We start from the raw sequence: 16,510 nt of genomic DNA on the forward strand, positions 1-16,510 counted from the left end.
TTGAATTATGATTCAGGATAAAGATTTTACACTGCGGTTAATCAGACAGTTGACGCAGTCATTAGAAAAATTACTTCTGGGTAAGCCCGAAGAAAGTTTAATGCAAAAAGAATTAGATTTTGATGCCCTTATGAAGGATATCTTTAAAATAAAATTCGAGGAAGTTTCGTCCAAAACCAGCGAAGAACTTATTGAACTGGTAGAGGAGAGAGAAACCAAAGATCATGCGGATTATTATGAATTACTGGGCAATCTTTTTTATTTTCATTTTCAGAAGGGGAGAGGTCTAGATTTTGCCCAGAAATCAAAAGTCATGTACCAGAAATATTTACAAACCAGTGGCGTATTTTCCTTGCCTATTATAAATAGAATTAAAAGTATTGAATCAATTTTTTAAAGACCTACATAGTGGTCCGGAAAATAAAAAAAGCAGCTGATTTTTTTCTAAATCAGCTGCTTTTTTTTAATTATTTTTGCTACCCGAGTTATTTTCAATTATTTTCTCTAAAATACGCAAGGTAATCAGATAGGTGGGTTTTACTCCGGTGAGCCCTAAACCTCCTGAGGACAGGGTACTTCCTGTTTCCAAAGGGTTATCCGAAGCATAGTAAGCATAACACAGGAACAAGTCTTCTTCTATATGATTCCTGATTTTTGAGGCAATCTGGATCGCTTTTTGATAATGAGCACCTTCCATTTCCAGTCCTATAGATTTCCAGGAAGTATTCATAAAATAGGAGAGGATATCTTTGTTCTGAAGAGAAGTTCCCAACACCGTCACCATACTCCCTTCAAAAGCCTTTAGTTCATCGTCGACAAAGTCTGTTTTACTCAATGCATTTTTAAATACATAATTGTCGGCAGTCCCCTCAAATATATGAGAGGTAGGAATCATAATATCTCCCTTACCTCCAGTAAGAATCCCGGCTTTTCCCATTACGGAAATGGATTTTACATTCATTTTGAATGTGATTTTATCGGTTTCAAAAGGTCTCAATAATTCGTCCATAACTTCAAAAGCTTGCTCTCCAAAAGCGTAGTCAAATACCATAATAACATCATCTCCGGTATAAGGGTAATGACTCCATGGTGTATTTTTTAAATCTGTTTTAGCAAGATCGATAATCTGAACATCAATATTACTTCCGCTATCGTCATCAATATAAATAAGACTTTTGCTTTGGGCATAATCGGAGATGGTATCTCGTAAATCTTTTGTATTACTGATCTTCTGATAAAGAGGATAATCTACCTCCTTTGGCGCTTTCTTCTTAAGAGCATCATGGGCAAAAAGCATATTCTGGACACTATGCATATTGGCACTTATAATATGTAAGGGTCTCTCATGAAGATGATGTTCGATTAAAACCCTCTTTACATTGTTGGCCCATTTTTCTCCAAAAAAGTGATGTCCTACACGCTCCTGCAGAATGGCGCTAAAATAAATTTCGCGCTCTCTATTTCCTTTCCAATCTTCAACACTTACCTGTCCTAACCAATATACGATTTTAAATAAGCGATCTGGATTGTCATCGTCTCCAAAATTATTATAAGCTTCTAAAGTCTCATCAAAGGTTCGTCCTAGTAAAGAAGAAAGGTGAATAAGAGCCACTTCTTTTTCTTTTCGTGAAAACTTTTTTTCTCCTAATGCTACTTCTTCAATGATTTTCCAGATTCTCTTAGGACGTCCACCTTCCTTGATATCAAAACCTATATTCCTAATTTTATCCGCTTCAAGATATAAAAATGTAAGATGAGTCAGAATATCGTAGATTTCGGATCTCCCTAAAAGAACCTCAATATTCATTTGGTGTTCATCAATGCGATAACAATTTCTGCGGCGTTTTTTAGGTACGATAGGCTCAAAACTCCCCTTCTTAAAACCTTCATCCGATTTTAAATGAATAAAGGCACATTCCTCAATGCCCTCTGGCAAACGATCTAAGACATAAAGAAGTCCGTTGAGCTCTACTTTGTTAAGATTGCCCATGCTCCCGTATATTTCGGGCTGGATAATCATTAAAAGTTTCCGTAATGCTTCTCCGGAAACACCTCCAGGCTTAAAAAAGCCCCTGTAGAATAAGTGTCGCATGGAAACATAGATACGCTCGATAGCTTCTGTCGTTTCTCTCGCTCTTAAATTTACCATACTATTTCTTTTAGCAAAGATAGGAGATATTATCATTCTGTGAAAATATTAATCTGGATGACCTGACAAAAGCTTGGTACTATCCTTACTCATCAGCTTATAATCATTAGTTCAATAATATTTTAACGAATTATATAGTCTGTTAATCTTTAAAATTTAAAGGCTATTACCCTAACAAAAATAACGACTCTCCCTAGAAGCATTTTTATAAAGAAATTATTTTTACCTATAATTCTATAAATAAAAACACATCTCCATATGAATGAAGATGCGTAGTTTTTTTTAAAAATATTAGTTTATATTTTACTTAACAATGTTCTAAAGTTTACTTTCTCATCAATAATACTTCTCAATTTAGATGTAGGTACCCGCTCTTGCTTCATGGTATCTCGATCCCTGAGTGTTACCATATGATCTTGCAAGGAGTCGTGATCAATGGTAATACAGAAAGGCGTCCCTATCGCATCTTGTCTTCTATAACGTCTACCTATACTATCTTTATCTTCATAAATAATATTAAAATCGTATTTCAGATCATTGAATATATCTTGTGCGTATTCTCCAAGCCCATCTTTTTTTACGAGGGGAAGTATCGCTGCCTTTACAGGTGCTAAAGCCGGTGGTAAAGAAAGAACTGTACGTTGAGAGCCATCTTCTAATACTTCCTCTTTCAAACAATTTGAGAAAATAGCCAAAAACAAACGATCTAATCCTACGGAGGTTTCTACCACATACGGAACATAACTCTCATTTCTCTCGGGATCAAAATACTGAAGCTTTTTACCCGAATATTTTTCATGCGCAGAGAGATCGAAATCTGTTCTACTATGAATCCCTTCAAGCTCTTTAAATCCAAATGGAAATTTAAATTCTATATCTGCTGCTGCATTGGCGTAATGGGCCAGTTTTTCGTGATCGTGAAATTTATAGTTTTCTTCTCCAAGACCCAATGCTAAGTGCCATTTAAGCCTTGTTTGTTTCCATTTTTCATAGAAATCAAGTTCGGTACCTGGCGCTACGAAAAACTGCATTTCCATTTGTTCAAATTCACGCATCCTAAAGATAAACTGTCGGGCAACAATTTCATTCCGAAAAGCTTTTCCGATTTGCGCAATTCCAAAAGGAAGTTTATGTCGGGAGGTTTTCTGCACATTCAGATAATTGATGAAAATTCCTTGTGCTGTTTCGGGACGGAGGTAAAGATCCATTGCATTTTCAGCAGCAGCACCTAGCTTGGTCCCGAACATAAGATTAAACTGCCTAACTTCTGTCCAGTTTTTTGAACCCGTATCGGGATCTGCAATTTCCAATTCTTCGATCAAACTTTTTACATCTGCCAAATCATTATTTTCTAAAGATTTGGCCATCCTGGAAAGAATTGCTTTTTGTTTTTCCCTGTAAGCGATCACTTTGGAGTTCGTCTCTTCAAACTGAACTCTATCGAAAGTCTCTCCAAAGCGTTTTTCTGCTTTATCGATTTCTTTTTGTGCCTTGTCTTCCAGTTTTGCACAATAATCTTCAAGCAAAACATCCGCACGAAAACGCTTCTTGGAATCTTTATTATCAATCAGTGGATCATTAAAAGCATCCACATGGCCAGAAGCTTTCCAAACGGTAGGGTGCATGAAAATTGCAGAATCTATTCCCACAATATTGTCATTCATCTGTACCATAGCCTTCCACCAATATTGCTTAATATTGTTTTTTAGCTCGACTCCGTTCTGCCCATAATCATATATAGCAGAAAGTCCATCGTAGATTTCACTTGATGGAAAAATAAAGCCATACTCTTTAGCGTGAGAAATTACTTTCTTGAAAACGTCTTCCTGTTTAGCCATAATAATATTTAAAATGCAAAAGTAAGTTTTTTAGAGAGTTCTTTCAATTTTTTAAGATATTACATTCCCAAAAACTAAAATTTTTTTTCCAAAATCTTATGTGTATTTTTGACATTGAAAAAAATCAATAAATCTACAATGCCGGATATTATTAGACTCCTTCCTGATCATGTTGCCAACCAGATTGCTGCCGGAGAAGTGGTACAAAGACCTGCTTCCGTGGTGAAAGAACTCTTGGAAAATGCGATAGATGCACATGCTTCCTCTATAGAATTAATGGTGAAGGACGGAGGCCGAACTTTGGTTCAGGTAGTGGATAATGGACTTGGAATGTCGCCCACGGATGCTCGTATGGCTTTTGAGCGCCACGCGACCTCAAAAATAAAACAAACAGAAGATATCTTCCGTATCGCAACTAAGGGGTTTCGAGGAGAGGCTTTAGCCTCTATTGCTGCTGTAGCCCAGGTAGACCTAAAGACTAAACAAACCGATGCTTCCTGTGGTACCCACATTATGATCCATGGAGGAGAGTTGAGTGAACAAGAGCTTATACAGAGTAGTGACGGTAGTAATTTTGCGGTTAAGAATTTATTTTATAATGTCCCTGCGAGAAGAAAATTTTTAAAATCGGATAGCGTCGAACTTCGGCATATCATGGATGAATTTCAACGGATTGCATTGGCACACCCCCATTTAGAATTCACGTTCTACAATAACGAAAATCTTGTATTTCATCTGCGAAAAAGCACCGAGATACAGCGTATTATTGATGTGTTCGGCAGACGTTTGCACCCCCTTTTAGTTCCGATTAAGGAGGAAACCGATTGGGTAAAACTGACTGGTTATGTGGGAAAACCCGAAGCCGCAAAAAAAAATAGAGGAGAGCAGTTTTTCTTTGTAAATGGGCGCTATTTTAAAAGTCCCTATTTAGCTCGTGCAGTACAAGAAGCCTTTGAAGGTCTATTACAACCTCAACATGTTCCTAGTTATTTCCTATTTATAGAAATTGATCCGGAAAAAATAGATGTCAATATCCACCCTCAAAAGACAGAAGTGAAATTTGAGGATGAAAATGTTATCTTTGCCATGCTAAGATCTTCCATAAAAAAATCTCTAGGCATGTACAATATCGCTCCTAGCTTGGATTTTGACAGAGACCCTATGCGGGATGAGCTGATTACTTCTAAGCCTAGTTCTGATAGGCTTGTGATTCCTTCTATTCAGGTAGACAGAAATTACAATCCTTTTCTAGCGGAATCCACCTCTTCACCCAAACCCCAAGAAGTGGTTAATTTAACAGAAATGTACCAGCCTAATATTTCTCCATCTCCTTCTAAAATTAATCTATTTGATGAGGATATGGATAGTGATTTGATGCGTCTTCCGAATGGATTCTGGCTCTATAATCACCATAACAAAACCCTTATGCTAGATCTGGGAAGAATGCACCAGCTGGTTCTTTTTCAAAAGAAACAAAAAAAGAAAACCTCCTCTACATCAAGTCAGAAATTACTATTTTCTCATGAGATTTTCCTCAACGAAATTGAAAAATTAACCTATCTTTCTGTTAAGGAAAATTTGATAAAGCTAGGTTTTGATCTCAATTTAGATGCGGGAGGAAATACACTGCATATTCAAGCGATCCCAGAAGATCTAAACGAGAAAGAGGCTATAGCACTACTGCAAAAACTGTTTGCTGAATATAGAGAAGATGAATCAGATTTTTTTCAATTTTTTGAAAGTAAACAAGTTAAATTACAATCCAAATCGAATTTTGATTTTCTCCAAAAAGAAGATGTGGAAAATCTTATCGAAGACTTCTCGGCTCTAAATTTTCCACAATATAATCATAATAACAAGAGGTGTTACATAGAACTCCCTATTGAAGAGTTAAAAAATAAACTTAAAGTGTAAAAATATGCAAAGATATATTCCGCCCATTACCCGAACTTTACTGATTGTAAATGTTTTGCTGTTTGCTGCTACCTATATCTTAGAGTTTACAGGAGTAAAATTAGAGATGGTCTTGGGTGCTTTTTTTCCAGGTTCACCTAATTTTCAATTTTATCAAATAATCTCCCATATGTTTATGCATGGTGGATTCGCTCATATTTTATTTAATATGATCGCTTTGTGGTCCTTTGGCTCTGCTATTGAAGTGACATTGGGACCTCAAAAATATGCTATTCTTTATTTTGTTTGCGGTATAGGCGCCTATATTTTATTTAATATTGTCAACTATATTGATATCGATCGCCTGATCGGTAATTTGCGGCTTGAGGGGGCCGATATAGAACAGATATACCATCTGTCCAAAGTTAATATTAACGGAATGTTTTCAAATATTAATGAGCTGCGAGGAGAAACGTCCCTCAAAGGAGATGTACAGGATATCAAACAGCTTTTCTCATTTCTATCTACCCCTATGGTGGGAGCTTCTGGTGCTATTTATGGTCTTTTGGTAGCCTTTGCCATGCTGTATCCGGATGCTAAGATTATGCTTCTGATACCCCCTATCCCAATTAAAGCAAAATACTTAATGCCGGTGCTTATTTTAGTAGAACTTTATCTGGGAACTAATAATTTCAAAGGGGACAATGTGGCACACTTCGCACATCTAGGTGGTGCTCTCATTGCCTTTATACTGGTTAAAATATGGACCAAAAATCGTTTTAGGATAGATCACCTATGAGAATTATACGTTTTATATTTACCTTGCTGCATCTGGTGGTATTTTTTGCCCTATCAGCTATGCTTTTGAACAGTATGGTCTCTCCTAAAGTTTTCAAATGGCTCAATTTCCTTTCGCTTGCCTTTCCCATTTTGATAACGGTATATGTGATGCTGACCATTATATGGATTTTAAATTTTAAAAAACGTGCCATCGTATTCCTATTAGGACTGCTGATGTTTTTTAATCCTATTAGGAGGTGGATCAACTATAACGATAACTCCCACCAAAAGGGAAATCTAAAGGTGATCACTTACAATGTGCATTCGGCACCTCGTATTCCGGCGCTTAAAGCCTTTTTGGAGAGTGAAAATCCAGATATTATCTTTCTTCAGGAAAAAGCTGTTAATAGTAAAAATAAACTGGAACTTTCCGCCTTTAAATATATTGTAGAGAGTACGATTGTGGAGATCTATTCCAAATTTCCAGTCAAAAATAGTGGTGAACTGGTAAAGGATAAAAATAATGGACATGCCTTATTTGCAGATATTGATATTAACGGTACCACTATTCGCTTTATTAATATTTACCTAGAGCCTTTCTATCTCCATAAGGAAATGCTACTCCCCACTCGAGATCAAAAGGTAAATGAGGAGAAAGCAAAGAAACTGGAAGCCCGTTTGGCGGAAAGCTTTAGACTACATGAGGATCAGATAGCAGATATACTCCCCGCTATTAAAAACTCCCCTTATCCTATTATCTTAGGAGGAGATTTTAATTCGGTTCCTAATTCATATGAATATTATCACCTGGGAGAAAACTTAATCGATGCTTTTATGGAGGTAGGCTCAGGATCAGGCACCAGCTTTCACGATTATAAGATGCCCATACGTATAGATTACCTCTTTAGCAGCCCCTCTATAAAAGCGACTCACTATAGGGTGAAAAGGGATATTGAAATTTCTGATCATTTTCCTGTAATTTCGCATTTCAAAATAAAATAAATATCATTTTTTTATGCTAACTTGCATATTATTCACATTTTAATCAGCGCAATATGAAAAAAACCATTTTATGTATCGCAGGATTCGCTGCAATGGCCTTAATTTCTTGTAAAAAAGAAGTGGCCTCCATAACAAAACCTGCTATAGATTCCACTACAAAAGCTGCTGTAGATTCTGTTGAAAACACAGCTAATAAAACTGTAGATGCCCTAAAAGATGCTGCCGATAAAACTGGAGATGCCGTCAATAATGTAGGGAAGAACCTAAAACAAGAGGTGGAAAAAGCAGGAGATAAGATTGATAGAGCAGCCAATGCTGCAAAGGAAGAATTGAAAAAATAATCAGTTTTTCTTTATAATGAAGAACAGCGGGTATCGGAAAGATCCCCGCTTTTTATCCAAAAGAAGTTACATTCCTCTGCTATCAGTATAGCATAAAAGTAACAGAAGCGGGATATAAAAAGAAGAACCTATTACAATATTCTTCTTTTTATCTTAGCATTTTCTGGGCTTTCCTTATGCCCTCTATCACACGGTCTATCTCCTCAAAGGTATTGTAGACAGCAAAGCTTATCCTTACAGTTCCAGCGATGCCAAAGTATTCCATAATCGGTTGGGCACAATGGTGTCCTGTTCTAACGGCTATCCCTAATTTATCCAATATCATTCCTACATCTGAAGCGATACCTATGCCCTCTAAATTAAAGGATAATACTCCTGCACGAGCGGCTTTCTCTCCATAGATCCTTAAACCTTCAATTTCGAGAATCTGACGCTGGGCATAGTCTAGCAGTTTGCTCTCATGTTGGCCAATATTACGGACTCCTATTTCATTCATAAAGTCTACGGCCGCCCCTAGGGCTATATTTCCTGCAATATTAGGTGTGCCCGCTTCAAACCGAAAGGGTAACCCTGCATAAGTAGTCTTTTCAAAGGTACAGCGATCTATCATCTCTCCTCCACCATGAAATGGATTAAGTTGGTTGAGTACCGCTTCTTTTCCATATAAGATTCCCGTGCCTGTGGGCCCATACATTTTATGGCCTGAAAAGGCAAAGAAGTCGCAATCCATAGCCTGAACATCAATTTCAAAATGCGGTGCCGATTGGGCTCCATCTATCAAAACCCAAGCATTAGACTGGGCTCTTACTTTTTTAATGATTTCATTAATGGGATTAATGACTCCCAGCGCATTGGAAACCTGATTAATTGATACTAATTTGGTTTTTTCGGAGAGCCATTCTCCTAATACATCAATTTGTAAAACCCCTTCTTCTGTCATGGGAATGACACGCAATTTTGCACCTGTTCTCTGGCATAAAAGCTGCCAAGGAACGATATTGGAATGATGCTCTAGATAGGAGATAATGATTTCATCATCTTTACAGAGAATATCTGTCAAAGCATAAGCAACAAGATTAATCCCTTCGGTTGTCCCTTTGGTAAAAAGCACTTCATAATCGTGCTTTGCATTGATAAAACGCTGTAGCTTTTTACGTGCATCCTCCATTGCATCTGTAGCCAATTGACTTAAGGTGTGAATCCCTCTGTGAACATTGGCATTAAAATGTTGATAATAGTGCTGAAGCGTTTCTAGAACTACTAAAGGCTTCTGACTAGTGGCTGCATTATCCAAGTAAACTAAATTTTGGCCATTCACTTTTTCTTGAAGAATGGGAAATAGAGAACGTATTGTTTGTATATCCTGCATTTTAGTTTAATTTTTTTGTTCTGTTAAAATCTTTTTATAAGCTTCCATTTCTGCTTTCTGCCCGGCATACTTGTGTTGGAGTTCGGAACCTTCTCTCATTCTTCCATAATAGACCAAGGCTTTTTCAATAAAGAATTTTTTATAAAAATTTGATAAGTCCCATATTTTAGGAAATCGCTTGTGAAAAAGCATTTCATAATAAGCCTGCCACTCTCTTTCATTTTTGTCCTCTACAAATTTCTGAGCTGCTCTTTGCTCAACATGCATCATTTCATGAGCGATTAGGTTGATCACCAGCCCCAGATCGAAGTCGAAAAGATTAACTGGAATCTTAATTTTCTGAGGACTACCAAAATCCCCTTCTGTAGTTAACAAAATAGAAGTGGTTTCGCACTCCTGCCGATAGCCAAAACCAGCAAAATATCTGCTATCAAGTTCCCATTCGCGTACTACAAAGTTTGCGGCATCTAAAATTTGTCCATGGGCTTTATAAGCATTGATATGAAAAATGATGCGCTCTACATTCATGTTCTCTTTATAAATGTACTTTTTTACACAGCCCCGATTTTTACTAAAATTCAATATCTACATCCAACTTTTCTGCTAAAAGTTTAGAAATCTTAAGTTTAAGTGCTTCAATATCAATATTCTGCATAGCATCGTGAGCAAATGCATATAACAATAAAGCTTCGGCTTCATTTTTAGAGATACCTCTGGCTCTCAAATAAAATAATGCCTCTTCATCCAATTGCCCGACGGTACATCCATGTGAGCATTTTACATCATCTGCAAAAATTTCGAGCTGAGGTTTAGTATCTACAGTAGCTCCTTCGCTTAACAATACATTATTATTCTGCTGGTATGCATTGGTTTTCTGTGCTATTTTATCCACAAATACCTTTCCATTAAAAACACCATGGGATTTCCCCGCGAATACACCTTTGTAATTCTGATAGCTTTCACAGTTAGGGAAATTATGATGAACCGCTGTATGGTGATCTACTAATTGAGCCTTATTAAGAATGGTAATACCATTCATAAAACTATTGATATTTTCTCCCTTGTGAATAAAATCTAGGTTATTTCTCACCAGCTTTCCTCCGAAGGAAAATGTATTCACAGTCCCGACGCTATCTCTCTGCTGTTCCACATACGTACTATCCACCATATAAGCCGTATCGCTATCATTTTGCAATTTATGCCAGTCTGCTTTCGCATTGGAATGAACAAATATTTCTGTTATGGAGTTCGTAAAAGCAAAACTCTCATCCAGATTATGATGACTTTCGATAATCTCAACTTTAGCTCCTGACTCTGCCACCAGTAAATTCCGTACGTTATAAAACGTATTTTCCTGCTGATTATGGGATAGATAAAATAGATGTATAGGCTTCTCTATAACCGTATCCTTAGGAACATGCAAAAAGAACCCATATTTACAATAAGCGAGATTGAGCGAAACAAAAGGATTGTCCTCATGCGTAATGCTATCGAAATATTTTTCAAAAACACCTCTGCGCTTTTCATCATTCAATGCATAATTAATTGATAAAAACTCGGCATTTTCAATGGAAATTTGCGACAATTCCGGATATACTTCTCCGTTAATAAATATAATAAAATCAATATTCTCCTCCCCTAAATGTAAAGACTGGAGTTGACTTTTTGAAATATGATGCTCTTGTGTAGGAAAGAAATTATACTCTTTATTTACAATTTCAGCCAGAGACGTATATTTATATTCTTCATTTTTCTTTTTAGGAAAGCCCTGCTCTTTAAATTTTGATAATGCCTCCTTTCTCTTATGATCTAGAAAACGATGTCCGAGGCTGGCTAAAAATGCTGTATGCTGCTCTAAAACTTGTTCTTGTAACATTTTTTTTGTTTAAAGTTTGAATGTTGATGTTTTCGATTTTTTTTATTCTCCTGGGGATTAAATAAGCCAATCGTAACCTTTCTCTTCAAGCTCTAATGCTAAAGTTTTATCGCCTGTTTTTACTATTTTACCATCTGCAAGAACATGTACAAAGTCCGGCTGAATATAATTTAGTAGTCTTTGATAGTGAGTAATGACCAAAATAGCATTCCCTTCGTTTCTAAATTTATTTACCCCATCCGCAACAATTCTTAACGCATCAATATCCAAACCTGAATCCGTTTCATCCAAAATGGCTAATCTTGGATTGAGCATCATCATCTGGAATATTTCATTTCTTTTCTTCTCTCCACCTGAGAACCCCTCGTTTAAGGAACGGGAAAGAAAATCTTTTTTTATCTCCAATAGCTCCGATTTTTCACGGATCAGCGCCAACATTTCCTTTGCGGACATTTCTTCTAAACCGTTTGCCTTCCTGGTCTCATTCATGGCCGCTTTAATAAAATTGGTAACGCTAACGCCAGGGATTTCTACTGGATATTGGAAGGAGAGGAAAATCCCCTTATGAGCTCTCTCCTCAGGTGCATCCTCATTAATATTCTTCCCTAAAAATAGAATATCGCCTTCTGTAACCTCATAATCTTCTTTTCCTGCGATTACTGAGGATAGGGTAGATTTTCCTGCTCCATTAGGCCCCATAATAGCATGAACTTCTCCGGGATTTATTTCTAAATTGATTCCTTTTAATATTTCTCTTTCTTCAATCCTAGCATGAAGATTTTTTATATTTAACATGTTTAAATGTGGTAAATGATTATTGATTCTATCCTACTGATCCTTCTAATGATATCTCCAACAGCTTTTGTGCTTCAATTGCAAATTCCATTGGTAATTTATTTAAAACCTCTTTGCTAAACCCATTGACGATAAGGGCGATGGCTTTTTCCGTGTCCAGACCCCTTTGGTTGCAATAAAAGATTTGGTCTTCACCGATTTTAGAAGTGGTAGCTTCATGCTCCAATTGAGCTGAAGGATCTTTAATTTCTATGTAAGGAAAGGTATGCGCTCCGCATTGATTGCCCATTAATAGAGAGTCACACTGGGAAAAATTTCTGGCCCCTTTTGCCGAAGGCATCACTTTTACCAAGCCTCGGTAGGAGTTCTGTGATTTGCCTGCGGAAATCCCTTTCGAGATAATAGTGGATTTAGTATTCCTTCCGATATGGATCATCTTAGTTCCTGTGTCTGCATATTGATGATTATTGGTAACCGCTATAGAATAAAATTCTCCTACGGAATGGTCGCCTTTTAAAATACAGGACGGATACTTCCAGGTTACAGCAGATCCTGTCTCTACCTGGGTCCAAGAAATCTTTGCATTTCTCTCGCACAATCCTCTTTTGGTAACAAAATTAAAAACCCCTCCCTTACCTTTTTCATCTCCAGGGTACCAATTTTGAACAGTAGAATATTTAATTTCTGCGTTGTCCATGGCTATTAGCTCTACAACAGCTGCATGGAGCTGATTTTCATCTCTAGAGGGCGCTGTACAACCTTCCAGATAAGAGACATAACTGCCTTCATCGGCTATCAAAAGCGTTCTCTCAAACTGACCTGTTCCCGCCTGATTGATACGAAAGTAGGTCGAGAGCTCCATAGGGCATCTCACTCCTTTTGGAATATAGCAGAAACTTCCATCGGAAAAGACTGCAGAATTAAGCGCTGAATAAAAATTGTCACCTCTTGGCACCACTTTCCCTATATATTTCCTTACCAAATCAGGATATTTTTTAATCGCCTCTGAAATAGAACAAAAGATTATCCCTTTTTCTTCTAAGGTTTCTCTAAAAGTGGTCTTCACCGAAACCGAATCCATCACTATATCTACAGCGACTCCAGATAATCTTTTCTGCTCATCAAGGGAAATGCCTAATTTTTCAAATGTCTTGAGCAATTCAGGATCTACCTGGTCCAGACTTTCCAACTCAGGCTTTACTTTGGGAGCGGCATAATAACGTATATTTTGGAAATTGGGCTTGTCATATTTAACGTTTGCCCAATTCGGCTCTTGCATTTTCTGCCAGATCTTAAAAGATTCCAACCGCCACTCTGTCATCCATTCGGGCTCTTCTTTTTTGAGCGAAATGGCCCGGACAACATCTTCATTGAGCCCTACTGGAAAATCTTCATAATCAATATTGGTCTCCCAACCGAACTCGTATTTTTTATTTTCGAGATCAAGCCTTAGATCATCTTCTGTATATTTACTCATTCATCTATTTTTTGTGGAAATAACAATTTAAAAAACTGAATTTCCGTTGTCTCCCTTGCTTTTATCGTTTATAAACTGAAACTCTCTCCACATCCACAGGTTCTTGATGCATTAGGATTATTAAAGACAAAGCCTTTACCATTAAGTCCTCCTGAATATTCTAGAGTGGTTCCCACCAAATAGAGAAAGGACTTCTTATCGACAATAATTTTAATTCCGTTGCTTTCAAAAACCTGATCTACCTCATGTTTTTCTTTATCAAAATTTAAAACATACTCCAACCCAGAGCACCCGCCGCTCTTTACTCCTACGCGTATGTAGTCCTGCGCAGGATCAAAACCGTCTTCAGTCATTAGTTGAATGGCCTTTGCTTTTGCTTGATCGGATACTTTTATCATTAGTTAATAATTTAGAATGATTTCAGATTACAAAATTAAGACAAATAATACCAAATTCAAATTTCACCCTCACATATTTATCTATGACACGAATAGATAGCTTATAATTTCCCCAGATATGGAGCACCTATGCTAGATAAACTTAAATGTATGGGACTTATGGAAAGATTAGCTTGACTTTAGTTGATTTTTATTTCTTGTAAAGGATAAGGTTTAAAATTAGAGCTAAAACTACAATTCCTGTTAAGAGAAGAAAAATGGAGACATTAATTATAAAATAATTTATATTTGCAATATAATTCTATTTTTATATAAAAAACTTAAATATAATGATTTTTATTAAAAAATAAATACAAAAATATGAGAAAACACACCAAATATTGATATGAATTAAAAAACTTCTCTTCCTAATTCTTCACTAAATCTAATCTTATAACTATAACCTTCAAAAAACAATTTTATATGACTGCTATTCTGTATACCCTAGTCTTATTTTTCCTTATAAGAATAGTTTCTCTTCTTATTTCTATTTCAAATGAAAAAAGAATCTTAAAACAAGGGGCCGTACAATATGGACGAGCCAATTCTTTTTTACTTTCCATCCTTCATATTTCTTTCTATTCGGCTTCATTTTACGAGGCTTACATCCAACATACTTTATTCGACATTTATAGCCAGGTGGGCTTATGCTTATTAATTTTTGCTTATACGATTCTGTTTTATGTGATATACGAGCTACGAGAAATATGGACGGTTAAGCTTTACATACTTCCCAACCAAAAAATTGTCAAATCTTTTTTATTCAGAACGGTAAAACACCCTAACTACTTTTTAAATATTATACCAGAACTTATTGGAGTGGGGCTTCTTTGCCACGCATGGAAAACTATGCTATGGCTACTACCTGTCTATCTTGTTGTTTTAGGAATCAGAATTTATCAGGAGGAACATGCGATGAGACAGATTACAGATCCAGTACCTCCGGTGACAGGATCGGAAAAATAAAATCTGCTTTTTTGTAGGAATATTTAATAACAGATACTTTTTTATTGTTTTTATCACCATCACTTCTTACAATACATAGACTACCATCTTAAGTAGAGTAGTGCGGGAAGTATATAACAATTGTCTGAAGAGGGCAAACAACACCCTATAGGTAAGGGTAAAAGTGAGAATACTTCTTGAAAGAAGCCTTTAATTATTGGCTAAAATTGGTTTTTCGGTAGTCATATCTTCATCTGAGTTATTTAACCATTGAGAACTGGCAAAATATCCCTGATCGGGGTAATAGATGAATAATACATTTTTATCCTTTATGGTATCAATAAGAGGTACAGCTACATGTCTGGGGACTGCTGGGCAGCCCCAGCTTCTCCCGATACGTTTTTGCTTTATTATAAAATCTTCATTCACATAATCCGCTCCATGGACCACAATAGCCCTTTTATAAGCCGCATCATTATAGCCTGCGTCTACTCCTTCTAATTTTAAAGAATAGCCATTGCTTCCATTGTAAGCATTTTCGGTAATATAAAAACCCAAGCTGCTCTGGTGTGAACTTTCTCTATTAGAGAAAGCTTCAGCGAATTCATCCCCTGTAGCTCTGCCATGAGCAACAAGAGAGTTAAATATAATTTTTTTCTGCTTTAGATCAATCACCCAAAGTCTTTTAACTTTTGAGGACAGGCTAAAATCACAAATGGTGAGAAGACAACTGCTTTCATTTACCCGCCCCGCTTTTTTAAGGTTGGTATAACCCTGATAAGCTTTTGCGAAAACCTCTTTTGTTAATGGCTGAAAGCCTGAAAAATCAATAGAATCATAAAGTGCTGCAACCTGATGATCGTCCCCTTGACTGGGGGGAGTATTGTGGGATGTGGTTTGCTCTACTTTTTTAAAACCTTCGGATGTTCGCTCTGGAATAAAAAAAGAAGTTGAAACAACATACACGAAAATAAAGAAGAGACTGGATTTTTTCATTCTAGTTTGGTGTCAATGTTTAAAAACGTGAAGCAAAATTAGAATAAATTAAATATCAGCATTTTAACCCCTAAAAACTTTAACCTTATTTAAGAAATTTTAACGCCTTATTCACCTTCTGGTATAAAATCAAGGCTTAATGAATTCATACAATAACGCATGCCTGTGGGGGGAGGACCATCGTTAAAAACATGTCCCAAATGCGATTCGCAACGAGCACAAAGCACTTCTATTCTTTCCATAGCATGCGAAAGATCTCTTTTATACTTTAATGCCTTTTTTTCAGATTCAAAAAAACTGGGCCAGCCACAGCTACTAGAAAATTTACAAGAAGAGCGGAAGAGGTGATTTCCACATGCGGCACAATAATATTCTCCTAAGCTCTCTGTATTGTAATATTTTCCTACAAACGGAGGCTCGGTTGCCGCTTCTCTGGCAATACTATACAGCTGAGGGGAAAGGATTTTTTTCCACTCTTGGTTTGAAATATTCAGTTTTGTTTTGTCCGTGCGAGAATAGTAGGGATTCTTGTTTGAAGGCTGAACAGGCATATATTTATTTTAAGGGACTTTTTGCACCTGAGTAGAATAAAAAACAGTCTAAACGGGTATT

16 protein-coding genes are annotated in these 16,510 nt (G+C 36.6%); 6 read left to right on the top strand and 10 right to left on the bottom strand.

All coding sequences use genetic code 11. The features are described from left to right. The first annotated feature begins 7 nt into the window (after positions 1-7). Entirely contained in the window at positions 8-397 is a 390-nt protein-coding gene (locus GNY06_RS04300; protein ID WP_166518955.1) for a hypothetical protein, read from the top strand. A gap of 66 nt (positions 398-463) precedes the next feature. On the opposite strand, the gene GNY06_RS04305 is transcribed toward GNY06_RS04300, so the two are convergent. Further along, the gene (locus GNY06_RS04305; RefSeq protein WP_166518956.1) at positions 464-2,149 is read right to left on the bottom strand and encodes a DUF6909 family protein; all 1,686 of its coding nucleotides are present in this window, start codon (positions 2,147-2,149) and stop codon (positions 464-466) included. Between the two features lie 296 nt (positions 2,150-2,445). Continuing rightward, the gene (locus GNY06_RS04310) at positions 2,446-3,987 is read right to left on the bottom strand and encodes a glycine--tRNA ligase (RefSeq protein ID WP_166518957.1); all 1,542 of its coding nucleotides are present in this window, start codon (positions 3,985-3,987) and stop codon (positions 2,446-2,448) included. 138 nt (positions 3,988-4,125) lie between these two features. On the opposite strand from GNY06_RS04310, the gene mutL reads away from it, so the two are divergent. Genes mutL through GNY06_RS04330 form a run of 4 tightly spaced genes read left to right on the top strand, consistent with a single transcriptional unit; the run spans position 4,126 to position 8,003 of the window. Further along, positions 4,126-5,901 (top strand): DNA mismatch repair endonuclease MutL, encoded by a 1,776-nt coding sequence (gene mutL / locus GNY06_RS04315; protein WP_166518958.1) that lies wholly within the window; start codon positions 4,126-4,128, stop codon positions 5,899-5,901. A 4-nt stretch (positions 5,902-5,905) separates the two neighbouring features. Continuing rightward, positions 5,906-6,679: a rhomboid family intramembrane serine protease gene (locus GNY06_RS04320; protein ID WP_166518959.1), complete on the top strand. Its 774-nt coding sequence runs from the start codon at positions 5,906-5,908 to the stop codon at positions 6,677-6,679. Then, complete coding sequence (locus GNY06_RS04325; protein WP_166518960.1) at positions 6,676-7,662, top strand: endonuclease/exonuclease/phosphatase family protein; 987 nt, start codon at positions 6,676-6,678, stop codon at positions 7,660-7,662. Before GNY06_RS04320 ends, GNY06_RS04325 begins: the two co-directional genes overlap by 4 nt. A 53-nt stretch (positions 7,663-7,715) precedes the next feature. Next, positions 7,716-8,003, top strand: a complete 288-nt coding sequence (locus GNY06_RS04330) for a hypothetical protein (RefSeq protein WP_166518961.1) — start codon at positions 7,716-7,718, stop codon at positions 8,001-8,003. A gap of 148 nt (positions 8,004-8,151) precedes the next feature. Here the strand turns inward: GNY06_RS04330 and GNY06_RS04335 are convergent, their stop codons facing one another. From GNY06_RS04335 to GNY06_RS04360, 6 genes are all read right to left on the bottom strand, one after another. Continuing rightward, a complete protein-coding gene (locus GNY06_RS04335; RefSeq protein ID WP_166518962.1) occupies positions 8,152-9,372 on the bottom strand; it encodes an aminotransferase class V-fold PLP-dependent enzyme in 1,221 nt (406 codons plus the stop codon). A gap of 6 nt (positions 9,373-9,378) precedes the next feature. Continuing rightward, the gene (locus tag GNY06_RS04340) at positions 9,379-9,900 is read right to left on the bottom strand and encodes a hypothetical protein (RefSeq protein ID WP_166518963.1); all 522 of its coding nucleotides are present in this window, start codon (positions 9,898-9,900) and stop codon (positions 9,379-9,381) included. Positions 9,901-9,943: 43 nt separating this feature from the next. Beyond that, positions 9,944-11,248, bottom strand: coding sequence for a Fe-S cluster assembly protein SufD (gene sufD / locus GNY06_RS04345; protein WP_166518964.1), 1,305 nt, complete (start codon positions 11,246-11,248; stop codon positions 9,944-9,946). A 57-nt stretch (positions 11,249-11,305) separates the two neighbouring features. Then, a complete protein-coding gene (gene sufC / locus GNY06_RS04350; RefSeq protein ID WP_166518965.1) occupies positions 11,306-12,043 on the bottom strand; it encodes a Fe-S cluster assembly ATPase SufC in 738 nt (245 codons plus the stop codon). A 28-nt stretch (positions 12,044-12,071) separates the two neighbouring features. Further along, positions 12,072-13,520, bottom strand: coding sequence for a Fe-S cluster assembly protein SufB (gene sufB / locus GNY06_RS04355; protein ID WP_166518966.1), 1,449 nt, complete (start codon positions 13,518-13,520; stop codon positions 12,072-12,074). 68 nt (positions 13,521-13,588) lie between these two features. After that, on the bottom strand, positions 13,589-13,918 hold the full coding sequence (locus GNY06_RS04360; RefSeq protein WP_166518967.1) for a HesB/IscA family protein: 330 nt from the start codon (positions 13,916-13,918) through the stop codon (positions 13,589-13,591). Positions 13,919-14,380: 462 nt separating this feature from the next. Between GNY06_RS04360 and GNY06_RS04365 the strand changes: the two genes are divergently transcribed. Next, the gene (locus GNY06_RS04365) at positions 14,381-14,923 is read left to right on the top strand and encodes an isoprenylcysteine carboxyl methyltransferase family protein (RefSeq protein ID WP_166518968.1); all 543 of its coding nucleotides are present in this window, start codon (positions 14,381-14,383) and stop codon (positions 14,921-14,923) included. Between the two features lie 189 nt (positions 14,924-15,112). On the opposite strand, the gene GNY06_RS04370 is transcribed toward GNY06_RS04365, so the two are convergent. Both GNY06_RS04370 and msrB read right to left on the bottom strand, forming a co-directional pair. After that, entirely contained in the window at positions 15,113-15,898 is a 786-nt protein-coding gene (locus tag GNY06_RS04370) for a murein L,D-transpeptidase catalytic domain family protein (protein WP_166518969.1), read from the bottom strand. A 107-nt stretch (positions 15,899-16,005) separates the two neighbouring features. Next, on the bottom strand, positions 16,006-16,449 hold the full coding sequence (gene msrB, locus GNY06_RS04375; protein WP_166518970.1) for a peptide-methionine (R)-S-oxide reductase MsrB: 444 nt from the start codon (positions 16,447-16,449) through the stop codon (positions 16,006-16,008). Between the last annotated feature and the right edge of the window lie 61 nt (positions 16,450-16,510).

This window comes from Elizabethkingia argenteiflava, from assembly GCF_009904105.1.
Lineage (GTDB): Bacteria > Bacteroidota > Bacteroidia > Flavobacteriales > Weeksellaceae > Elizabethkingia > Elizabethkingia argenteiflava.

Coding starts and splice junctions, on each gene's coding strand:
- GNY06_RS04300 (WP_166518955.1), top strand. CDS start 8: ATGATTCAGGATAAAGATTTTACACTGCGGTTAATCAGACAGTTGACG.
- GNY06_RS04305 (WP_166518956.1), bottom strand. CDS start 2,149: ATGGTAAATTTAAGAGCGAGAGAAACGACAGAAGCTATCGAGCGTATC.
- GNY06_RS04310 (WP_166518957.1), bottom strand. CDS start 3,987: ATGGCTAAACAGGAAGACGTTTTCAAGAAAGTAATTTCTCACGCTAAA.
- mutL (WP_166518958.1), top strand. CDS start 4,126: ATGCCGGATATTATTAGACTCCTTCCTGATCATGTTGCCAACCAGATT.
- GNY06_RS04320 (WP_166518959.1), top strand. CDS start 5,906: ATGCAAAGATATATTCCGCCCATTACCCGAACTTTACTGATTGTAAAT.
- GNY06_RS04325 (WP_166518960.1), top strand. CDS start 6,676: ATGAGAATTATACGTTTTATATTTACCTTGCTGCATCTGGTGGTATTT.
- GNY06_RS04330 (WP_166518961.1), top strand. CDS start 7,716: ATGAAAAAAACCATTTTATGTATCGCAGGATTCGCTGCAATGGCCTTA.
- GNY06_RS04335 (WP_166518962.1), bottom strand. CDS start 9,372: ATGCAGGATATACAAACAATACGTTCTCTATTTCCCATTCTTCAAGAA.
- GNY06_RS04340 (WP_166518963.1), bottom strand. CDS start 9,900: ATGAATGTAGAGCGCATCATTTTTCATATCAATGCTTATAAAGCCCAT.
- sufD (WP_166518964.1), bottom strand. CDS start 11,248: ATGTTACAAGAACAAGTTTTAGAGCAGCATACAGCATTTTTAGCCAGC.
- sufC (WP_166518965.1), bottom strand. CDS start 12,043: ATGTTAAATATAAAAAATCTTCATGCTAGGATTGAAGAAAGAGAAATA.
- sufB (WP_166518966.1), bottom strand. CDS start 13,520: ATGAGTAAATATACAGAAGATGATCTAAGGCTTGATCTCGAAAATAAA.
- GNY06_RS04360 (WP_166518967.1), bottom strand. CDS start 13,918: ATGATAAAAGTATCCGATCAAGCAAAAGCAAAGGCCATTCAACTAATG.
- GNY06_RS04365 (WP_166518968.1), top strand. CDS start 14,381: ATGACTGCTATTCTGTATACCCTAGTCTTATTTTTCCTTATAAGAATA.
- GNY06_RS04370 (WP_166518969.1), bottom strand. CDS start 15,898: ATGAAAAAATCCAGTCTCTTCTTTATTTTCGTGTATGTTGTTTCAACT.
- msrB (WP_166518970.1), bottom strand. CDS start 16,449: ATGCCTGTTCAGCCTTCAAACAAGAATCCCTACTATTCTCGCACGGAC.